Consider the following 18,587-nt stretch of genomic DNA (forward strand, 5'->3'; position numbering starts at 1 on the left):
TCATCGGCGATACTTTTAAAACAAACTGGAATTATGGTTTGTGATATAAACGCTCAAACGCAAGCTACTCGTTCGCCAGGGCGCAATAATATCGGCTCAAAGGATACCTCTCCATGTACAACTCAACGAGCTCATTGCAGAGCTTTTCGTTGTTTTCATAGCCATAGAAAACCGCAACCCTGATCGGTTCGGAGATGCTTTTTTCTACCAGAAAATATGCAGGCGATTTTCCAGCGCGGCTTTTAGTGAAGTAGTCCTCAACCGTCATGTTCCTGGCTGCGTAGTTCAGATTAGGTATCAGAACAGCTATCCCGGTTAGAAACAAGATAGATAAGCCGGACCTTCGCGAATACCGTACGTCTTTGCCGTCTGGGTGCTTTGGGGCGTGTGAGATCAGTATCTGATCTTTCAATGTCAGCAGCGCGAACCGCGCTTATGAAGCGCTTTTATAAATATCATCTTTCGCACACAAAATTGCTTAAGCGGAAACAAGACGTGCAGCCATCACTGCAGTCAAAGCGGTGCCGTGGTTTGGTGTCGATACTCTCAGTGGAAGTTTAACGAAGAGGTCTCTTCATTATTAACGGTCCATTTGACTGAGAGGCCGTAAATCTCATGACAACACGTACAGTTCTTGATTTTACTGAGGTCTTGTTTGCGCATTCCGTCAAAGCCTGTTGAGCACTGACCGCAAATTCTTCACCCGCTCTGCGCACGGGTTGATAGTCGACTGTAACAATACGTTGCAACTCACCGTCTGCATTGTAAGTGACCTCGAATGTCGCTGAAGCTCTTTGATAATCAACGCCTTCAGGGAGTGCCCAACACTTGGTTGCCATTTCTGTCACTATTTCCGCATCCGTAGCAGCAATCGCGACAGCTGGGTTCAATGTGAATGCGGCAATTCCAAGTACAATCAGGTTTTTCATACGCCTCCCTTGTAGGCCAGTTATTGTTACTAACCCAGTATGAACAAGGTAGGTATGGACGGGACTTATTGCCAGCGAAATACACTGGATACCGCTTCGGGGCAATGTCAGTTTGGTTTCATGCATCGCGAGAAAAAGGGCGAAAATAGAACGCATGATCGGTTGATTGGCCGCTCCAGCAACGTTTATGGCATAAAGAGGAGCCGATTGGCATCGGGTGATGTTTACAAACAAATCGTTAGAGCGTTTCCAGCCTTTCAATCTTAGCTGGAACCGCTCTAACACTCTGAACGCAAATTAAAATGCGAGTTCAACTCGCCGAGTTTGGTCGTTTTTGGTGATGCCAGAAATCACGGGATGCTCTTTAGTGATGAAATAGATGTAGTGGAATGCGTCTGACCTTCCACCTATCAAACAGATATCGTGTCTTTCCCAAGCATAATCCATCTCATCCAAAAGGGCCTCAAAGCTTGCTGAAGCCGTTGCAGACCAGAAGCTTGCTATGCCACCGGACGTTAAAGCTGCATCGACAGTCGTTAAACCAGATTGGGCATAGATTGTATCATTTCCGTTTCTGACGAGGAAATCCGGGCCATTGTCAGTATCCATCAGGATCAGATCATAACTATTTCGGCTCTGCGCCAATGTTTCCATTACGTCGCCGGTTCGGACGTCAACACGTGGATCGCTGAGTGGGAAGCCTGCAAGATGCCCAATGGAGGTCTGGTTCCAGCTGATGATTTCGGGAACCAGTTCACACACAGTGACTTTCGTTTGTTCCGGGAGGCAATCAAGCGCGGCTTTGAGAGTAAAACCCATGCCGAGACCACCGATCAGTATTCTTTGTGGCACCCTTTCGAGCAACCGCAGTGAACGCTCTGCCAAGACCGTTTCCGATTGGTAATTGACGTTCGACATCAACTCCAATCCATTATAACGAATTTCGTAAATATCGTCTCGTCGACGCAACAGTATCTCGTCGCCAGCATCATTGCTGGCACGAGCCAGTTCAGACCAAATAGCCATGATAAATCCCAACCGTAGAACTACCGGCAGCCGGTAGAACTAAAATAATTCAGTGTGATGGGAGTTTTGGGGTCGCTGCGCGTTTAGCCGGGCAGCAACCCAATAGCATCGTCTGATCTGGCATCCATCATCAGAGGGAATGCCGACTGACTATTCGAGATAGCGATCAATAACTGCATATTTCGAAATTTTGTCGTCATGTCCTCAGCAATGTGCAACTGTCGAAAGATCGGCCATTCGTAGGAAATAGTCGACGCGATTGCAACCTTCCCGACCAACTATTCCTTACACGGCAATTTCTCGATCGAGCTTCTGTCAAGCGGTCGCTTGGTGCCGTGGTGCTTGTCACACATAAGCCTATCGCCAAGGGCCGATTTTGAGCTTTTCAGCTTATGCTAATTGTTGGGGCAAACCGGGGGTAGTTCAAGCCATGCTCTTAAACAGCAGGGCGGCGAACGATTGATTGGGTGGCGTTAAATGTCAAAAAGATTGCCTCGCTCGAACAAGGCAATTAAATTTTTGAAATTAACGGATGAACGGTTTTTTCCCCAGACTGATGCTCAAGGATCTGCTGGGACCAATTGCGACAATCGGTGCGGTAGATTTTTCCTGCTTAGCTGATGGGCTCTTATCAGCAGGAATAGCTGGTGCAGTAGCAAATGCTGCACCCGTCGCAAATAACGAGCCAATTGCGAACAACGTGATAATTTTCATTTATCCTCCTCTACTGGGCATCCCAGTGAGCGCCAATATCGGAAATCCTGATAAAATTGTGCTGGCGCGGCTCACAATCTCACATCAAATAATGAGAAATGTTGATGCTACGCCATACGACGAATGCCGTATTTCAACCGATGAGCTTCATGAAATTGCGCGATGGAGATGGCTGCAAAACACACACTATTTTAGTGTGTGGGGCATCAATAGACGGTCTGAGGATAAGGATAGCGTGTTTGCGCAGAGACTGACGAAAGCACGGAGTTAAAAGAAAAGCGGCCTTGGGCCGCTGGTCTTTTTATAAAGTCACAGAAGATTTTTGCATATTCAAGCGCATATCGCGTAGGCGAGAGGTCTTCTTTTCCCGTGCACGCTGTTCTGTTTCAATAAGCTGGCGAGCAATTCGATCTGCACGCTCCATAGGGGTTTCTTTTTTCTCTGATTTTTGTTCAAGCATTCAAAGTAAACTCCATGTTCATCACATATATGGGAGTTTATTCTGATAATTCAATATGGCATGATTTGGTTTGACTGATTGGGCGTTTGCTTCTGTTTGAATAATTATAATTATTTTCTCTTGTCGCTCCTGTAACTTTCGTCGAAGTTGTTCTCAAACATAAGGTACGCATGCCCAGGATGATTAGATTGCTGGCGAGATTCTTTCCTGATGTGATGGCTGGCATCAGCGGATTACTGTTCTTTCCTTGGATATTGGGCGTTCCAGGTCATCCAACACAGTTAGTTCAATGGGGATGGACCATTGGCATTATCGCGATTGTTTTTTATCTGGTGATTTACCAGATCGTAAAATCGTCAGATAGAATTCCCGCGCTCAATAAGCCCGCTATTCGCAGCCGTCTTGATCGGATGCTGTTTATGTTCGCGTGCTGGTTAGTGCCAGCAATGACCATAGCAATCTCGCTGGTTCTATTCGGTTAAATCAGCTCGACACTATAGCTAGCGCCTGTGTGATCTATACAATGATCGCAAGCCAATCAGCAGAAAAACAACCGCTATTAAACCCCATAACTGGCCGCCACTGGTAAGATTGCTGCCGTCTGAGGTCAGACAGCTTGAGTTTGCTTCTTCGATGCAATCACGCCAACGCCAATAGCGCTCATAATAAAGATAGGCAAAAGCAGCGCTGGCCAGAAAAAGGCATGTAGTTTTCATGAAACGGGTATGGCCTGACCAGATCGCTAAGTAAACCGGAACATCCTGTCTTTCAGTCTCGTCTGGTGCCGGAAAAAATAGACAACCCTGCTTCGGTAGCACTTGGATGCCGTATCCGTGCAGCGCATTGCGCGCGGCGTACACTGATGCATTGTTGTCAGAGAACGACGAAAGGTCTATGTTTGTCGTCGAAGTGTAGAAAATCCGTTACTCAGGCGATTAGCCTGACGCCCAGCAACGCGACACGGATTGCATAGGACGAAATTAATCCGTCCGGCACTTCACCAGCCGAACATTAATAGCCTTTGGAGGATGAGAATGATCTCAGCCGCATATTGCCGACTTATGTCCCGTTATAACACTTGGCAGAATACGTCATTGATAACGGCCGCCGATGGGCTCACCAACGAGGATCGCTGGAAAGATCGAGGTGCTTTCTTCCAATCGATCGCAGCGACATTGAACCATCTTTATTGGGCTGATGCTCTGATACTGGAACGAGTAAAAGGGAATGCTCGCCCAGAGGAAACCATCAAACATTCCCTCACAAGTCCTGCGAATTGGACTGACTTCAAGGCGCTTCGTTTGCAAAGGAATGAGGAAATCGAAGAGTGGTCCGCGAGATTGAACGACGCGGACATCGATGGGATGCTTGTCTGGTATCCCGGAGATGGTTCTACCCGGATTGAGAAGCCAAAAGCGCTCTGTATCATGCAGCTTTTTAGCCACCAGACACACCATCGGGGGCAGATCCACGCGATGTTGACCGCAGCGGGCGCGAAACCTGATACGACTGATCTTCAGATGCTGGAATACTAGAGTGCATCCCGAAAAATGGGCATCGGTTTTCGATAAAATATGTGAGTAAAAACAAAAAGATAGAGAATTTCGAATGATTCAATTTAACCCAGAAATGCTCTAAGTCAGGTGCGTTCTTAAAGGAACGGCGCGGGCTGCCAGCCGCATGTATGATCTGAACAAGATCAGCCTTCTGGCCGTGCGGCTAAATACTTTAGAACAGCGCGCAGTTTAATAGAATCATCCTACGGGGCGGTTATACGTTTATAACGACGAAAGCAGGCCCCGCACGTGTTGAAACGTTACGGGGCCTGCTTTCTAATGAAGATTGAATGCTTATTTTTCTAAGCAATCAGCCTGGCCGTTACTGTGGCAGGTTAGCGGCAGCTTGTTTCAAAGCGCTTGCCATCATTTCGCAAAGCTTAGCTTCATCAATACCCTGTGCCTTCGCAGCAGTGGTAAGGTCCTGTTCCATACCCATAACTGAAACCTTGCCCTGTTTTCCAACTGCTTCTGCAGTATCGCCCTTTGAAGCATCTGCAGGCGTGGGGACAAGAGCAAGCAACTTCGTCTGAATTTCGGATGCACTACCGTCAATGAACCCCTTCTCCTGACAGTATGCGAGCACGCCAAGTTGATTCCGCGCTGCACTGTAAGCCATTTCCATTTGTTCTGGCGTTGGCTGTTGTGCAAATGCGGTCGTCAACATGGCTCCGGTCATTGCTGCAGTGAGAATTAAACGGTTCATACGTGTCTTCCTTTTTCCAACTACTTTAGCAATTTATTATTGACTTTAAGTGACGCCTGCAACGCTAGGTTTGTATTTAAGGAACAAGTTATGTAAACCATTGAAATTCGACGTTCATTTTCCCGTTGCTGCGACAAGTGATGTCCTCGCACGGGATAAGCAAATGAAAAATGGATACTGGCGTCTCCCAACACACCCGGCCATTTCTCGGGTGAAAACAGGGCGTATAGAACCAATCGAAAAGCTGCGATCAAGTTTCAGATAAACCGGAGTTCAGAAAGCTGCGTTGGTGCGCCTGTTTCCTTCATTGAGCCGGCCTCTATGCTCCTGCTCTAGCTGGCTGTTCAGCGAGCTTCTTTTCGATGGTTTTCATGAGCGTGAGCGCGTCTGCTGGCGATTTGCTCCAGAAGGCTTGGAGCGGCTTTGTGTTGGCGTCCTTCCAGCAGCGGACATATCAATGATGCACAGTGGGCAGCAGCCGGACGTTGCCGCATGCATTGGGAACAATCCGATGTGAAGGGTGCAATCGTAATCGTATGGGCGCGTGGGTTTGATGGCGGTAAGGCAATTGACCCACTGCCAGATCGCGCAGTCGATACCACACACCATTTGAATTGCTGCTTGCCGCTTTGGGACAGCGCACGTTTGTCTTGATGATCGCCGTCGTTGGTCAGGATATGAAAATCGAGGACCTTGCCAAAACCCAACGTAAGAAGACGACCTTCAGCGATTACATGAAGCACGGCCTAGATGAATTGGCAGTTCATTTGGGATATAAAACACGGTAGTTAATAGCCTGCTTAAGCGAAATAGACTAAATTTTGTATTATGGTGATTTACATTTAAGCGCGAAGCGATCTGCAAAGCGGCTTTTGGGCCGCTTTTTTTTTGGGGCAGCGCCTCAGCAATGAGATTGGGTACAAGCTTATGAGGCAGCTATATAAAGCCGCCTCACTGTTGGGCCTATCTTGCATCCGGATCGGGATCGATAGGATTCTCACATATGAATATAGCTCTTTGAATGCATTCCTGTTTCATCTCTGGCGAAAAAGTTCTGCAGGCAACTATAGCAAAATCTTCACAAGACCCGAATGGGTCAGCATCTGCAAAAGAACTCGTTGAAATAATAGATATTGCCGCCGCTAATAGGTATTTAGTCATTATAGCTCCGTGGAAATTAGCTTTTGTATACGTGTTATTAGTGCCTTACATTCTGTGAGGAGGGTAGGGTCACTTCTTGGGGGCAACATCTCAAGGCCAATGGGCTTTTCGGGTTGAACGTTGGGCGTGGAAATTCGGAACTTACGATTATTGGCGGCGCTGAAAGCAGAGGCACTAAATATAAAGTGCGATACGTTCCATACGCTAAGGGTACTGCTCGAAAATTCATTTGTGCGCGACAGACATGCTTAAACAGGTACAGCACACTGATGCCTTCCACATTTTATGTTCCGATGAGGCCCTGCAATCGTGGGGCCTTTTCTTTTGCCGAAAGGAAACCACCTTGAATATGCACCTTGGTGATACCCGAGCGAACGAAAGAGTTTCTTTCCAAGCTTGACGAAGACGACATCGATAATCTGGAAGATGCTATCAAGTGCTACGCGACCGTGCGCACGTTGGGCCACGTCTTCAAATGGACGGCGATAACCCTTTTGGCCATGGTCGTCGGTATTGCATCGTTATACGAGAACAGCCTGAAAATATGGGGCTGGTTTCATAAGTGATTAATATCCCCGTTTTGGATTAGACCCGGAACGGTTCAAGTGGTGAGTTCTCTAGTTTCTTGAACTCCAAGCTATAGCCTAGCCGAAAGAACACTAATCCTACACTAATCCTACATATCGGATGGAAGGGTTGACGCTTTCCATGAAGAGCTGGCTTACTCTGGATCGCGATATACCTTCGTCGCCTGCTCCATCTTCCGAAAGGATATCCTCAATGAAGTGCCTGCGCATCTACGCCTCGCCGGACGGTGAATCTCATTTTGATGAGATTGATTTGCCAACCACTAAGAGGTCAGTGCATCCGGAAGCTGCTCCCTTTGACGTGACAACCAGCTATCCAGCCTCTCGCCTGCGTATCACTCACATCCCAGCAGGGATGCGAGAAGTGGCGTGGCACAAGGTGCCGGAACCAGTCCTGACTGTTAGACTTGATGGCTCAGTTGAATACGAGACGAGTGACGGCGAAATACGACATGTCTCGGCTGGTAGCTTTGTGTTAGTCACTGACACACATGGTAAAGGCCATTTGTCACGTCATTCTCCGGAAGCGCAAACGGTAATCTGGGTCTCATTACCCAACGGCCTTGAATTGCCATCCTCGCAATGATCCCCACTAGCGTAATGTTCAAGAGGTGCGTTCACAACCCCCGTCAGGTTTTGCAACCCCGACCAGCCAGTCTGACTGTGGGGGATGTTGTGTGCGTCATCACAATGACATTTCTACTTTGCACAATAGCGGACATTTCAACATTGTCGTCACACTTTGATTGCGTATGACAAAGTATGGCGTTTGCTACCCCAAAGGCGATAGCCTCCAAGTCTTTCCCGGTCGTTGAGAAGCTGGATCAGGTTCTTACGATGCAAATCGGTTAGATGAATGATGGCCTGATAGGGGGTAGTACATCATGTTCACTACGGCAAGGCTGCACGCACCGCGAGAGCGCGTCATTTAATCGTGACCGTTGGCTTCCAGCCGCGCGAAAATCCCATCGACATAGCAAGGCTAGCATACTTAATTTCTTTGATGAGGAAGTCGCGATCTTTTAAAAGCGATTCGATTGCGGACCGTATATCGCCTTTGTGATAGGCCAGAACCAATTCGATTTCGTCGTCGTATTCATTCCCTTGTGCAATCGCATTCATTGTCCTGCTCCGTTAAAAGCAGACACACTCGCCGCCAGGCATGTCCGCATATTCCGATGTTCTTGTTTTGTTTATGCCATCAAAAGAGTCAAGCATGTTGCATTCCATGTTGCGTGGATTTGCCGGACATTTTTGTAACTAGTTGTAATTGCAGAGAATCTCTTTGCAACAAGATGCGACATGAAATGTCACATAAACGAATAACTGCACAGCTATAAGGCATTGATTTTAAAGGGAAAGTTTTTGGAGGCCTCACCCGGAATCGAACCGGGGTGCAAGGATTTGCAGTCCTCTGCGTAACCACTCCGCCATGAGGCCATCCGTAAGAGGTCTGTCAAATCAGTCAGCGCTCTCTTGAGCAGTTCCAATATTGATCCTGACACGCTTCGTCAAGCGGTTAGCCGCGATTGATTTGTTTTTCTCCCAGGCTTTGTTGCGGGTTTTCAATCACCGCATCATTCGTCCGGGTCGCGGTCGGCGGGCGTTTGTGGGCGGGCGAGATTGCCTTTTGAGAATGTGTAGCCAGTTTCGACTGCATTGCGGCCAAACTTGTTGCGCAATTGGTCGATAGCGCCTTCAGCCACGGCACGTTTTGTGGCTTGTGTATCAACCAGATCAGGCGGGTCGGCGCGGTCGTCTGACGACAGTTCCCCGACACCAATGCCGAGTAGCCGAAACTTTGTACCATCCAGTTCTTTTTCCAGAAGCTGGAGACCTGTGCGGAAAATACGGTCAGCAAGCTGCGTTGGATCTGCGAGCTGGCGATTGCGTGTCCGCAATTTAAAATCCTGCGTTTTGAGCTTGAGGACGACTGTACGCCCGGCAATATCACCGGCTTTCAGTCGCTGCGACACCTTTTCCGACAATGCGCGCAGGACGGGTACCAGATCGCTTGCTTGCGACAGGTCTTTGTTGAAAGTGGTTTCGGCGGAAACACTTTTCATATCGTGTTCGGGTTCGACTTTGCGGCTGTCTTGTCCGCGTGAAAGCCTGAACAGCCGCTGACCCATCGTGCCATAAGCCTTCATCAGTGAACCTTCATCCATGGTCTGAAGTTGGCCAATGGTGCGGATGCCGTCGCTTTCGAGTTTGGCATTGAAGGATTTTCCTACCCCCCAGATCATGCTGACGGGCTTGTTTCGCAGAAAATCGAGCGCTTCAGCTTCGCCAATAACCGAAAAGCCACGCGGCTTCTCAAAGTCCGAGGCGACCTTTGCCAGATATTTACAATAGGACAGACCGACCGAAATGGTGATGCCGATTTCCTCTTCGACACGTTTGGCAAAGCGTGCCAGCACGATTGCCGCCGGTGCCCGATGCAACCGCTCCGTGCCGCCCAGATCCATGAAAGCCTCATCGATGGAAATGGGTTCGACAAGTGGGGTGAGATCAAGCATCAGCTGCCTGACCTCTCGCCCAACTTTAGCATATTTTTCCATATTCGGTTTGACGACAACCGCCTCAGGGCAGGCCTCCAGTGCTTTGAACATTGGCATGGCAGACCGGACACCATGAATGCGCGCAATATAACAAGCTGTCGAAACCACACCGCGCTTGCCGCCGCCAATGATGAGTGGCTTGTCGCGAAGTTCGGGATTATCCCGCTTTTCCACTGAAGCATAGAAGGCATCGCAATCGACATGGGCAAGCGACAGTTTATAGAGCTCGGCATGGCGTACCAGACGTGGGCTGCCGCAGGCACGACAACGTCGCACGGACTCAAGCTTCTGCAGCGATAGACAATCGCGGCAGAAACCTTGCTCTGAACTATTTTCTGCGAATTGATCGGCCATGGCTGCGTGCTGTTTGATGAACATAAAAGGAACATCGTTTTATAGCACTAAAGTTTGGCAATGCCATCGCCACTCTCATATCCTGTCAGCTCTGCACTTGACATTGGCAAGGATATCACCAAGTTTAGCATTATGAACAACTGTTTTGCTTCCATACTCCATCGGGTTCAACCGATCACGGGATAGCAACCCTCGAGTCCTGCTCAGCGCAGAGGATTCCGGGGGACGGTTTGCCGCTTGCCTTCAAGCGGAATTACTAAAAGCGCTTTCTTCTAAAATTCAATCAGTTACTCCGGACCGGAATCGTTACGGAGGACAATTATCATTAGACAGCAGTGAGCTATCGTCATGAGCGTAAAGAATCGCAAGAAGCCCAAGATTGTCGTCAGCGACATCGACCACGAACGCCTGACAATTCTGGCTGGCAACGTCTCCGAAAAACTGGAGGAAGTGGCCGAGGAATTGTTGCAGGAACTCGACCGCGCCAAAGTGGTGCCACAGAAGAAGCTGCCTGCAGATGTCGTTCACATGGGCTCTACAGTCGAATTCCGCTCCAATGACGGGCACGAGCGCAAGGTAACGCTCGTTTATCCGGGCGAAGCGGATATTGCTCAGGGCAAAATTTCGATTCTTACACCAATTGGCGCTGCACTTATCGGCCTTACGCCAGGTCAATCCATGTCGTGGATTGCTCGTGATGGCAAAGCTCATGAGCTGAGCGTTTTGAGCGTGTCGGCTTCAGAAGTTGCAGGCGCTGAATAAGACTTGGTGATGTTTCCAGAAAAAGCGCCTCGAAAGGGCGCTTTTTTATTAAGGACAATCCAAACGGATGGCGCGGTTGAGGCAGTTCAGTATCCGCCAAAGCGGCGCTAACTTATTGTTTCTGCGTATTATAGAAACAATTTCGGCCTTTTCTTGAAATGCCTTAGAGGTGATTGTGCAACCCACCGGGTAACAGGGAAGCTGCCTTTTCAATGGTCGAAGGATCGCGGCCGGTTTCCTCGCAAAAGCGCAGCAGGGTCGGCTCATGGCTGAGATAAAATTGCAGGACGCCGGCCAGAAAACCCGGTTCCTGTGCCGCAGACCGAATTGACGAAACCTCTATGCCTGTGAGTGCAAGAAATCGCGGCATCAGATCTTTGTCTTGCGCCAGCCATACAAGAGCTTCGACTGCAAGGCTTTCTGCATCCGCTTGGCTCATGAGGCTTTTCATCTGCTTCTCCGCTTAATTCGTTGTTGTGGCATTTCGGACCCTGGAAAAGCAGACTCCTGTTCTTCCCGGACATATCTTACAGTAGGCACCTATTTAGTAGCCGGTTAGCTGCGCGACAATGTGAGATTTGGCGAATATTTGCCATTCGTCAATGAAATGCGCTTAAACTATATACGATCCATATTGGTCTGATGGGCAGAACAAATCTGTCTTTGGACCGGAAAGAATAAGGCCAGGGAATATTCGATGACCAAAAGTGTGATGATCGTCGAGGACAACGAACTCAATATGAAGTTGTTTCGCGATCTAATCGAAGCCAGCGGATATGAAACCATCAGGACCAGAAATGGTCTTGAGGCGCTTGATCTTGCCCGTGAGCATCGCCCTGATCTTATCTTGATGGATATTCAGCTTCCCGAAGTTTCCGGTCTGGAAGTGACAAAGTGGCTCAAAGATGACGAGGAGCTGCGCCACATACCAGTGATTGCGGTCACGGCTTTTGCAATGAAAGGTGATGAGGAGCGTATTCGGCAGGGAGGTTGCGAGGCCTACATATCCAAGCCGATTTCGGTTCCGCGTTTTATTGAGACTATAAAATCATATCTGGGTGACGCCTGATCATTTCCAACTTGGGGAAGTTCACGGGGGTGAGAATTTGGGGGGCAGGGCATCATGACGGCACGCATTCTCGTCGTTGACGACGTGGAATCAAACGTAAAGCTTCTGGAAGCTCTGCTCCTGCGTGAGTATTATGAGGTTGTGACAGCCTCTAATGGCGCAGAAGCCATTGAAATCTGCCTCGGAGGTCAAATCGATGTGGTCATTCTCGATGTTTTGATGCCGGGAATCGACGGCTTTGAAGTTTGCCGCCGCTTAAAAGACGATCCAAGAACAACCAATATTCCCGTTGTGATTCTGACAGTGCTTGATAGCGCTGAGGATAAGATCCAGGGACTTGAAGCTGGCGCAGATGATTTCATGTCAAAGCCGGTCAAGGACCTCCAGCTGCTGTCACGCGTTAAAAGCCTTGCCCGGCTCAAAATGGTTTCTGATGAACTGTTCCAGCGCACTGGTACTGTTGCCGACACGGAAGTGGAAGCGCTGCTTGTCAGCAAGCTTTCGGGCCGCTTTGGTGGTGGGGAAGAAGCTGCACGCATTCTCGTTGTCGACGAGAACGAACTGGCTGCCGCGCGGTTGCGCATGATTCTGGGTGAGGACTATTTTGTTGATGTCGCTCATGATGCCAATGGCGCGCTGATCAAGGCGATTGAGAATGACTATGACAGTATCGTCATCTCCGCAGATTTTACCTATTACGACCCGCTGCGGCTGTGTTCGCAAATGCGTACAATTGAACGCACAAGGCTTGTGCCGATCATTCTCATCGTGAACGAGGATGAAGGTTCGCTGGTCGTCCGCGCCCTTGAGCTGGGCGTAAATGATTATGTGATGCGGCCACTGGAGAAGCTTGAGCTTTACGCGCGCCTGCGCACACAAATTAAGCGTAAGTGCTACAACGACCTTCTGCGTCAAAGCCTGCACCGTACAATCACCATGGCTGTGACAGACAGCCTCACTGGGCTGCACAACCGTCGATATCTGGATACACACATGCCGGTGCTGCTTTCGCGCGCTACGGGGCGTGAACGGCCGTTGTCAGTCGTTATGATCGACTTTGACCATTTCAAGCGAGTGAACGACAAATATGGTCATGATGGCGGCGATGATGTGTTGCGGGAGTTTGCGGTGCGACTGCGCAAGAAGATACGTGGCATGGATGTAATGTGCCGCTATGGCGGTGAGGAATTTGCCATCGTTCTTCCGGATACGGATATAGCGGCCGCAGCAGCCGTGGCCGAACGCATTCGTGAAGCAGTCGCCGAGAAGCCTTTTCTGCTGGCAGGTGGCAAGCACAAGATCAATATGACGATCAGTATAGGTATTGCATCGCTGCGTCTTATGGGAGGGGACAGTGCTGAGGCGCTTTTCTCACGAACCGATGCTGCACTTTATGAAGCTAAGAAAAGCGGACGCAACAGGATTGCTTTATCCGCCGCTTAGAGCGCGTTGCCGCTTCAAACGAAAAAGCCGTCTCGTGAGAGACGGCTTTTTGATTCCTGCCAGTGAAGCCTGGCGTCGGAAACGAATTACTTGATCTTCGTTTCCTTGAAGTCGACGTGCTTGCGCGCAATCGGGTCGTACTTAGTTTTTGTCATCTTTTCCGTCATCGTGCGGCTGTTCTTCTGCGTTACGTAGAAGAAGCCGGTGTCAGCGGTCGACAAAAGCTTGATCTTGATGGTCGTAGCCTTGGCCATATCGAAATACCTGCTCTTTCATGATTAAACCGCTGCGAGTCTCGCCAATTGGCTAGAAGCGGAAATTCGGCGCGACACTACGGATTGAGGGCGAAAAGTCAACCCCGCTTCTTTCTTTGAACAAGCCTTATCGCAGCAAAGAGTGCAAAAGCCGCAAAAAAGACGCCGAGAGTGAGCGGAAAGCCCTTTGGCCCCATGGCATCCATGCCTACACCGACCGCTTGAGGCCCGGCGAGCATGCCAATCGCGTAGCAGAAAACAAAGGCGGCATTGGCTGATGCCAGTTCACGGCCGGTCAATTCTGAACCAAGATGTGCGAGGCCTACCGTATAAAGTCCGGCCACAACACCACCCCATAGAAACAGGACGGCTGCCATCAAATACCAGCTTTGCATAAGATATGGCAAAGCAATCATGCCGATAAGACCTGTCACTGCACAGAATAACAACAGCTTGCGCCGGTCTGAAATGCGGTCGCTTATGATGCCAAGCGGGATCTGCATCAGAACATTGCCAAGACCTATCATTGTCAGCAGTAGCGCCGCATCCCCTTCGCTATATCCCACTCGCGCGCCAAAAACCGGAAAGAGAGCGAAACCGCCCGTTTCAACGGCTCCGAATACAAAGACCGCCATAGTCGCTGTAGGAACGGCGAAGATGAACGGCAGGAAGGGGACGTGATCGCCTTCTTCGAAATCCGGGCTGTCGCGCCATGCTAGGAGCACAGGTATGGTAGCCACGATGATGATTGCAAAGCCGATATAGAACGGCATGCCTCCCGCGCTGCCGATTTTTGAGAATAGCCAGGGGCCGAGTGCGAAGCCCATTGAAAGAGATGTGGCATAGATACCGAGCACAAGTCCGCGTTTTTCGGGCGGGGCGGAGGCATTGATCCAATACTCCGACAAGACGAAGAGCACGGTCAATGCGAAATGCAGAACGATTCGCAGGGCAAACCATGCCCAGAGCGGCTGAAAAAAATGGAAGCCCAGAAAAGCGACACTGCCGATGACGAGCATCAGCACAATGGCGCGTGCGACACCTAGCCGGGCTGCAATTGGTGCTGCAAGTGGTGCCGCGACAATCGACGCAAGGCCTGCAACAGCAGTATTGGCACCGATCAGGCTAGCCGAGTGACCGCGTGCTTCAAGAAGCACGCTCAGAAGGGGTATGCCCAAGCCAATTGCAGCGCCCATGGCGCTGATTGTGGCAATTGCTGCGGCAAGCGAACGCCAATGCATCTGGCCTTCTTTCGGCCCGCCATCCGGTTCCCGGGGGGCAAGATCGGCAGGATGAATTTCTTTGTTCATAAGGTCAGATCACTTCACGGACAAAGCGGCCATGCCGCTTGCTGTATTGCGCCACAGGCAAGGTGGCAGGCAGGTCGAGCCTAGTTTCTGTGAGCAGCATTCGCGCTTCCTTTAGAATGGCCTGAGTAATGCGGGCAACGTCGAGTTTATCAACTTCATCAATGGCTACCCAGTCCAAATCTTCCAGTTCTCCACTTGGAACAAGTGTTGCACTTTCAAGTTCCGGCAGGCTGTCGCGAAATGCGATAAAAAAACGTGCGTCAAATCGGCGGACATTGCCGGGCGGCGTTACCGCGCGAGCGAAATAGCGCAGATCACCAAGTGCTGGCAACGCACCACGTTCAAGGAATGCACACCAATCCTTGTTATCAGGCATTATTATGTCTGCAGATGACAATGCTTTGGCAGAATGTGGCTGCTCGGAAGAGCGTTTGCCTGACGAATGCTTGTCCGAGGAAGCTCGTGCGATCCGCAACCCGGTTTCCTCAAATGTTTCGCGGATGGCACACAGTCCAAGAGCCCGGGCGCGGCGCTGTGAGGCGCGCGTTCCCATGCCAGTCATCAGTTTTTGTGTATCGTTTTGACTGAGTTCTGTTGCAGCCGCTATCGCGCCGTCGACTGCGTCTGCACGTCCGCCGGGGAAGACAAACTTGCCCGGCATGAAAGCCAGGCTTGGATGACGTTTACCCATCAGAATGCGGGGCGTGCGACCTGTCCGGTCAACCAACAACAACGACGCTGCATCGCGTGGACGCAGCGCCGATTTAGATGATGTCTGATTGGAAGGCGCGGGGGAGGTCACGGCAGAAACCGCTTGTTATGTGACGTCGCCGTAATCGCCTTCGCCCTGTCCACCGAAACCGTGCATGAACAATGCCCATTGCAGGCCGATGGTTGCACCCTTGATCGGCTGCAGCAGGAGCAGGGACATGATCACGATCATTGGACCCCAGATCGCCATATGAGCCCATAATGACAGGTTGGTCGTGGCTTCCACGCCCATGAAGGCGCCGACCACGATATGGCCGACAACCAGAATTGTCAGATAGGCGGGAAGATCGTCAGCGCGTTGTTCCGTATAATCTTCACCACAAACTGAACACTGATCGACCGGCTTCACGAAGGCGCGAAACAGCTTTCCCTCGCCACAATGCGGGCAACGGCATTTGAAACCGCGCCATAGAGCCTGACCGAGAGGACGGCTTGGGCGTGCCGTTGTCTGGCTTTCACCACCGAAAACCTGAACGTGACTATTTGTGGAATTGGCCTCTAACGTGCTCATCTGCGACCTTTTCTCTTAGGACCCGTTTTATTGGGCCCTGTTTTGGGGGAGCCGGAAAAGCCTGCTGGCTTTCCTTTGCGCCCGCGCATCCCTCGACTTGCCTTATGATGTGAACGTGTCGACATCGGCAAAGAATGCGGTTCAGAAACCATCTCAAAACGAAGCGCGCCCGCAATGGGGAGCGCTTCCACAAGCCTTACCGTGACGGTGTCGCCCAGGCGGAAGCCTTTTCCGCTTCTTTCTCCGGCGATCGCATGGTTCGCTTCGTCATATAGATAGTATTCATCACCCAAAGTTGAAATGGGCACAAGTCCGTCTGCGCCATATGTCGCAAGAGATACGAAAAGACCAGCTCTGGTGACACCTGTAACGCGGGCTTCATAATCGTCACCAAGATGAGAGGCGAGGAAGTGTGCGATCAGACGATCAACTGTTTCACGTTCGGCGAGCATTGCGCGTCGCTCAGTCGTTGAAATCAGCGCCGCTGTTTCTTCGAGCTGCGTTTCCTCAAAAGTGGTCAGACCATCATTACCCAAGCCAAGAGCTTTGATCAGGGCACGATGAACGATCAGATCGGCGTAACGGCGAATTGGCGATGTGAAATGCGCATATTTGTGCAAGTTCAGACCGAAATGGCCGATATTGTCAGGGCTGTAAATCGCCTGACTTTGTGTGCGCAGCACGACCTGATTGACCAGATCCTGATGGTCTGTGCCATCAACGGCTTCCAGAATGCGATTGAACTGGCCAGGCCTGAGTTCGGCACCCTTTGCGAGGCTCATATCAAGCGTGCGCAGGAACTCGCGCAGGCTTTCCTGTTTTGCAAGGGCTGGTGCATCGTGAATACGGAAAATCAGTGGCTGGCGACGTGCTTCAAGCACTTCAGCGGCAGCCACATTGGCCTGAATCATGAACTCTTCAATGAGCTTATGCGCATCAAGCCGTTCCGGCACGATGACCTTGTCGACCTTGCCATCAGGTGCCAGCAGAATTTTCTTTTCTGGCAGGTCCAGCTCAAGCGGTTCACGTGCATCGCGACCCCGCTTCAAGGCTGCATAAGCGTTCCACAGCGGCTTGAGAATGGTATCAAGTATCGGCGCGGTCTTATCGTCCGTTGCACCATCAATCGCTGCCTGTGCCTGCGGATAGGCCAGTTTCGCAGCTGAGCGCATCAGAATGCGGTGGAACTTGTGCGACTTCTTGTGACCGTTGGCGTCGAACACCATACGCACTGCAAGCGCTGGACGATCTTCCAGTTCACGCAATGAGCAGAGATCGTTGGAAATGCGCTCTGGCAGCATCGGTACAACCCGGTCGGGGAAGTAGACCGAATTACCACGTTTCAGCGCTTCGCGATCGAGTGCGGAATTCGGGCGAATATAAGCAGCGACATCGGCAATCGCGACGATAACAATATGTCCGCCAGCATTGTCCGGGTCCGTATCGGGTTCCGCATAAACCGCGTCGTCATGATCCTTGGCATCTGCCGGATCGATGGTGACGAGTGGAACTTTACGCCAGTCTTCCCGATTGCCATCAAGCGTCGCAGGTTTAGCGCTTTCAGCTTCGCGAATGACATCATCCGGGAAAATATGCGGAATTTCATGTTCATGGATCGCAATCATCGACAGCGCTTTTTCGCTATCGATGGAACCGACTACCTGACGCACCTTGCCAGCTGGGAGACCATAGCGACGCGACGATGTAAGCTCGACTTCAACCAGATCGCCGCTTTGAGCATCCAGCAGCGATTGTGGGTCAAGCTGCACTTCCGGTTGCTTGCGGTTAACCGGTTCCAACCGCCATTCGCCGTTGCTGAGCTTGCGCAACACGCCGAGCACTGCATTGCTGCTGTGGTCGATTACCTTGATCACGCGAGCCGAATATTCCGGGCCGTCATTTTCCTTGCTGCGGAAAATCTTGGCCAATACGCGGTCGCCAACACCCACGGTCGGACCGTCGGAGGCTTTATTGAGACGCGTACGGCGGATAAGTACTACTGGCGCTGTACCATGTTCGACTTCGTCCCAATCCGTTGGGCGCGCAACAAGACCACCGTCATTGTCACGTCCGGTGACGTTCAAAGTGGCAATCGGCGGCAGGGAACCAGGACGCGACAATTTGCGATCGCGCTTTTGAACGAGCCCTTCATCGGCAAGTTCACGCAACAGGTCTTTCAGATAGACGCGTGCGTCGCCCTTGATGTTGAATGCTTTGGCAAGTTCACGCTTGCCAGCACGATCAGGGTTTTCCTCAATGAATTTGAGGACTTCATCGCGCGTCGGCAAAAAGGCTATCGGATCGCCCGATTTCGCTGCATCTGCCATCGCTGCGTTTGATTTTGCTGTTGTTGCACGCCGTTCGGTCCGCGCGGATCGTCCGGTATCTGGTTTGGGGAAACGGCGCGCCAAGT

21 protein-coding genes and 1 tRNA gene are annotated in these 18,587 nt (G+C 50.8%); 8 read left to right on the forward strand and 14 right to left on the reverse strand.

The genetic code is table 11. The features are described 5' to 3' along the window. Positions 1 to 557: 557 nt before the first annotated feature. The 4 genes from CEV32_RS08305 to CEV32_RS23620 form a co-directional block, all read right to left on the reverse strand. Positions 558 to 929 carry a hypothetical protein gene (locus CEV32_RS08305; protein WP_094576484.1) on the reverse strand — a complete coding sequence of 124 codons (372 nt, stop codon included), beginning with the start codon at positions 927 to 929 and terminating at the stop codon, positions 558 to 560. Positions 930 to 1,226: 297 nt separating this feature from the next. Beyond that, positions 1,227 to 1,955: a spermine/spermidine synthase domain-containing protein gene (locus tag CEV32_RS08310; RefSeq protein ID WP_143128800.1), complete on the reverse strand. Its 729-nt coding sequence runs from the start codon at positions 1,953 to 1,955 to the stop codon at positions 1,227 to 1,229. 525 nt (positions 1,956 to 2,480) lie between these two features. Beyond that, on the reverse strand, positions 2,481 to 2,669 hold the full coding sequence (locus CEV32_RS23380; protein WP_143128801.1) for a hypothetical protein: 189 nt from the start codon (positions 2,667 to 2,669) through the stop codon (positions 2,481 to 2,483). A 301-nt stretch (positions 2,670 to 2,970) separates the two neighbouring features. Further along, positions 2,971 to 3,129 (reverse strand): hypothetical protein, encoded by a 159-nt coding sequence (locus CEV32_RS23620; protein ID WP_167382765.1) that lies wholly within the window; start codon positions 3,127 to 3,129, stop codon positions 2,971 to 2,973. 179 nt (positions 3,130 to 3,308) lie between these two features. Here CEV32_RS23620 and CEV32_RS23910 point away from each other — a divergent pair, with 179 nt between their 5' ends. Further along, positions 3,309 to 3,611, forward strand: a complete 303-nt coding sequence (locus CEV32_RS23910; RefSeq protein WP_235818781.1) for a hypothetical protein — start codon at positions 3,309 to 3,311, stop codon at positions 3,609 to 3,611. Positions 3,612 to 4,163: 552 nt separating this feature from the next. Further along, a complete protein-coding gene (locus tag CEV32_RS08335; protein WP_094576145.1) occupies positions 4,164 to 4,664 on the forward strand; it encodes a DinB family protein in 501 nt (166 codons plus the stop codon). 343 nt (positions 4,665 to 5,007) lie between these two features. On the opposite strand, the gene CEV32_RS08340 is transcribed toward CEV32_RS08335, so the two are convergent. Continuing rightward, positions 5,008 to 5,391, reverse strand: coding sequence for a pore-forming ESAT-6 family protein (locus CEV32_RS08340; protein ID WP_094576147.1), 384 nt, complete (start codon positions 5,389 to 5,391; stop codon positions 5,008 to 5,010). Positions 5,392 to 5,883: 492 nt separating this feature from the next. Here CEV32_RS08340 and CEV32_RS23625 point away from each other — a divergent pair, with 492 nt between their 5' ends. The 3 genes from CEV32_RS23625 to CEV32_RS08355 all read left to right on the forward strand — a co-directional run bounded on the left by CEV32_RS23625 (position 5,884) and on the right by CEV32_RS08355 (position 7,725). Further along, positions 5,884 to 6,045: a hypothetical protein gene (locus CEV32_RS23625; RefSeq protein WP_167382766.1), complete on the forward strand. Its 162-nt coding sequence runs from the start codon at positions 5,884 to 5,886 to the stop codon at positions 6,043 to 6,045. An 863-nt stretch (positions 6,046 to 6,908) separates the two neighbouring features. Continuing rightward, a complete protein-coding gene (locus tag CEV32_RS08350) occupies positions 6,909 to 7,118 on the forward strand; it encodes a hypothetical protein (protein WP_235818771.1) in 210 nt (69 codons plus the stop codon). A gap of 214 nt (positions 7,119 to 7,332) precedes the next feature. After that, positions 7,333 to 7,725, forward strand: a complete 393-nt coding sequence (locus CEV32_RS08355; protein ID WP_094576153.1) for a cupin domain-containing protein — start codon at positions 7,333 to 7,335, stop codon at positions 7,723 to 7,725. 338 nt (positions 7,726 to 8,063) lie between these two features. On the opposite strand, the gene CEV32_RS08360 is transcribed toward CEV32_RS08355, so the two are convergent. The 3 genes from CEV32_RS08360 to CEV32_RS08370 all read right to left on the reverse strand — a co-directional run bounded on the left by CEV32_RS08360 (position 8,064) and on the right by CEV32_RS08370 (position 10,054). Continuing rightward, a complete protein-coding gene (locus tag CEV32_RS08360; protein ID WP_094576155.1) occupies positions 8,064 to 8,261 on the reverse strand; it encodes a hypothetical protein in 198 nt (65 codons plus the stop codon). Positions 8,262 to 8,505: 244 nt separating this feature from the next. After that, positions 8,506 to 8,579 (reverse strand) — tRNA-Cys (locus tag CEV32_RS08365). A 137-nt stretch (positions 8,580 to 8,716) separates the two neighbouring features. After that, on the reverse strand, positions 8,717 to 10,054 hold the full coding sequence (locus CEV32_RS08370) for a DNA polymerase IV (protein WP_094576486.1): 1,338 nt from the start codon (positions 10,052 to 10,054) through the stop codon (positions 8,717 to 8,719). A 348-nt stretch (positions 10,055 to 10,402) separates the two neighbouring features. Between CEV32_RS08370 and rnk the strand changes: the two genes are divergently transcribed. After that, a complete protein-coding gene (gene rnk, locus CEV32_RS08375) occupies positions 10,403 to 10,816 on the forward strand; it encodes a nucleoside diphosphate kinase regulator (protein ID WP_094576157.1) in 414 nt (137 codons plus the stop codon). A gap of 163 nt (positions 10,817 to 10,979) precedes the next feature. Here the strand turns inward: rnk and CEV32_RS08380 are convergent, their stop codons facing one another. Further along, the gene (locus CEV32_RS08380) at positions 10,980 to 11,267 is read right to left on the reverse strand and encodes a DUF3572 domain-containing protein (protein ID WP_094576159.1); all 288 of its coding nucleotides are present in this window, start codon (positions 11,265 to 11,267) and stop codon (positions 10,980 to 10,982) included. Positions 11,268 to 11,513: 246 nt separating this feature from the next. Between CEV32_RS08380 and CEV32_RS08385 the strand changes: the two genes are divergently transcribed. Both CEV32_RS08385 and CEV32_RS08390 read left to right on the forward strand, forming a co-directional pair. Next, the gene (locus CEV32_RS08385; RefSeq protein WP_007878616.1) at positions 11,514 to 11,885 is read left to right on the forward strand and encodes a response regulator; all 372 of its coding nucleotides are present in this window, start codon (positions 11,514 to 11,516) and stop codon (positions 11,883 to 11,885) included. 54 nt (positions 11,886 to 11,939) lie between these two features. Next, entirely contained in the window at positions 11,940 to 13,328 is a 1,389-nt protein-coding gene (locus CEV32_RS08390; RefSeq protein ID WP_094576161.1) for a PleD family two-component system response regulator, read from the forward strand. A gap of 86 nt (positions 13,329 to 13,414) precedes the next feature. Here the strand turns inward: CEV32_RS08390 and rpmG are convergent, their stop codons facing one another. The 5 genes from rpmG to rnr form a co-directional block, all read right to left on the reverse strand. Beyond that, complete coding sequence (rpmG, locus tag CEV32_RS08395) at positions 13,415 to 13,582, reverse strand: 50S ribosomal protein L33 (protein ID WP_094576163.1); 168 nt, start codon at positions 13,580 to 13,582, stop codon at positions 13,415 to 13,417. Between the two features lie 98 nt (positions 13,583 to 13,680). Continuing rightward, positions 13,681 to 14,823 carry an MFS transporter gene (locus CEV32_RS08400; RefSeq protein WP_094576488.1) on the reverse strand — a complete coding sequence of 381 codons (1,143 nt, stop codon included), beginning with the start codon at positions 14,821 to 14,823 and terminating at the stop codon, positions 13,681 to 13,683. A 73-nt stretch (positions 14,824 to 14,896) separates the two neighbouring features. Then, positions 14,897 to 15,694 (reverse strand): NUDIX hydrolase, encoded by a 798-nt coding sequence (locus CEV32_RS08405; RefSeq protein ID WP_094576164.1) that lies wholly within the window; start codon positions 15,692 to 15,694, stop codon positions 14,897 to 14,899. A gap of 15 nt (positions 15,695 to 15,709) precedes the next feature. After that, positions 15,710 to 16,174 (reverse strand): DUF983 domain-containing protein, encoded by a 465-nt coding sequence (locus CEV32_RS08410; protein ID WP_094576166.1) that lies wholly within the window; start codon positions 16,172 to 16,174, stop codon positions 15,710 to 15,712. Further along, positions 16,171 to 18,585 carry a ribonuclease R gene (gene rnr / locus CEV32_RS08415; protein WP_094576168.1) on the reverse strand — a complete coding sequence of 805 codons (2,415 nt, stop codon included), beginning with the start codon at positions 18,583 to 18,585 and terminating at the stop codon, positions 16,171 to 16,173. Before rnr ends, CEV32_RS08410 begins: the two co-directional genes overlap by 4 nt. Positions 18,586 to 18,587: the final 2 nt, after the last annotated feature.

The organism is Brucella rhizosphaerae (genome assembly GCF_002252475.1).
GTDB classification, from domain to species: Bacteria; Pseudomonadota; Alphaproteobacteria; order Rhizobiales; family Rhizobiaceae; genus Brucella; species Brucella rhizosphaerae.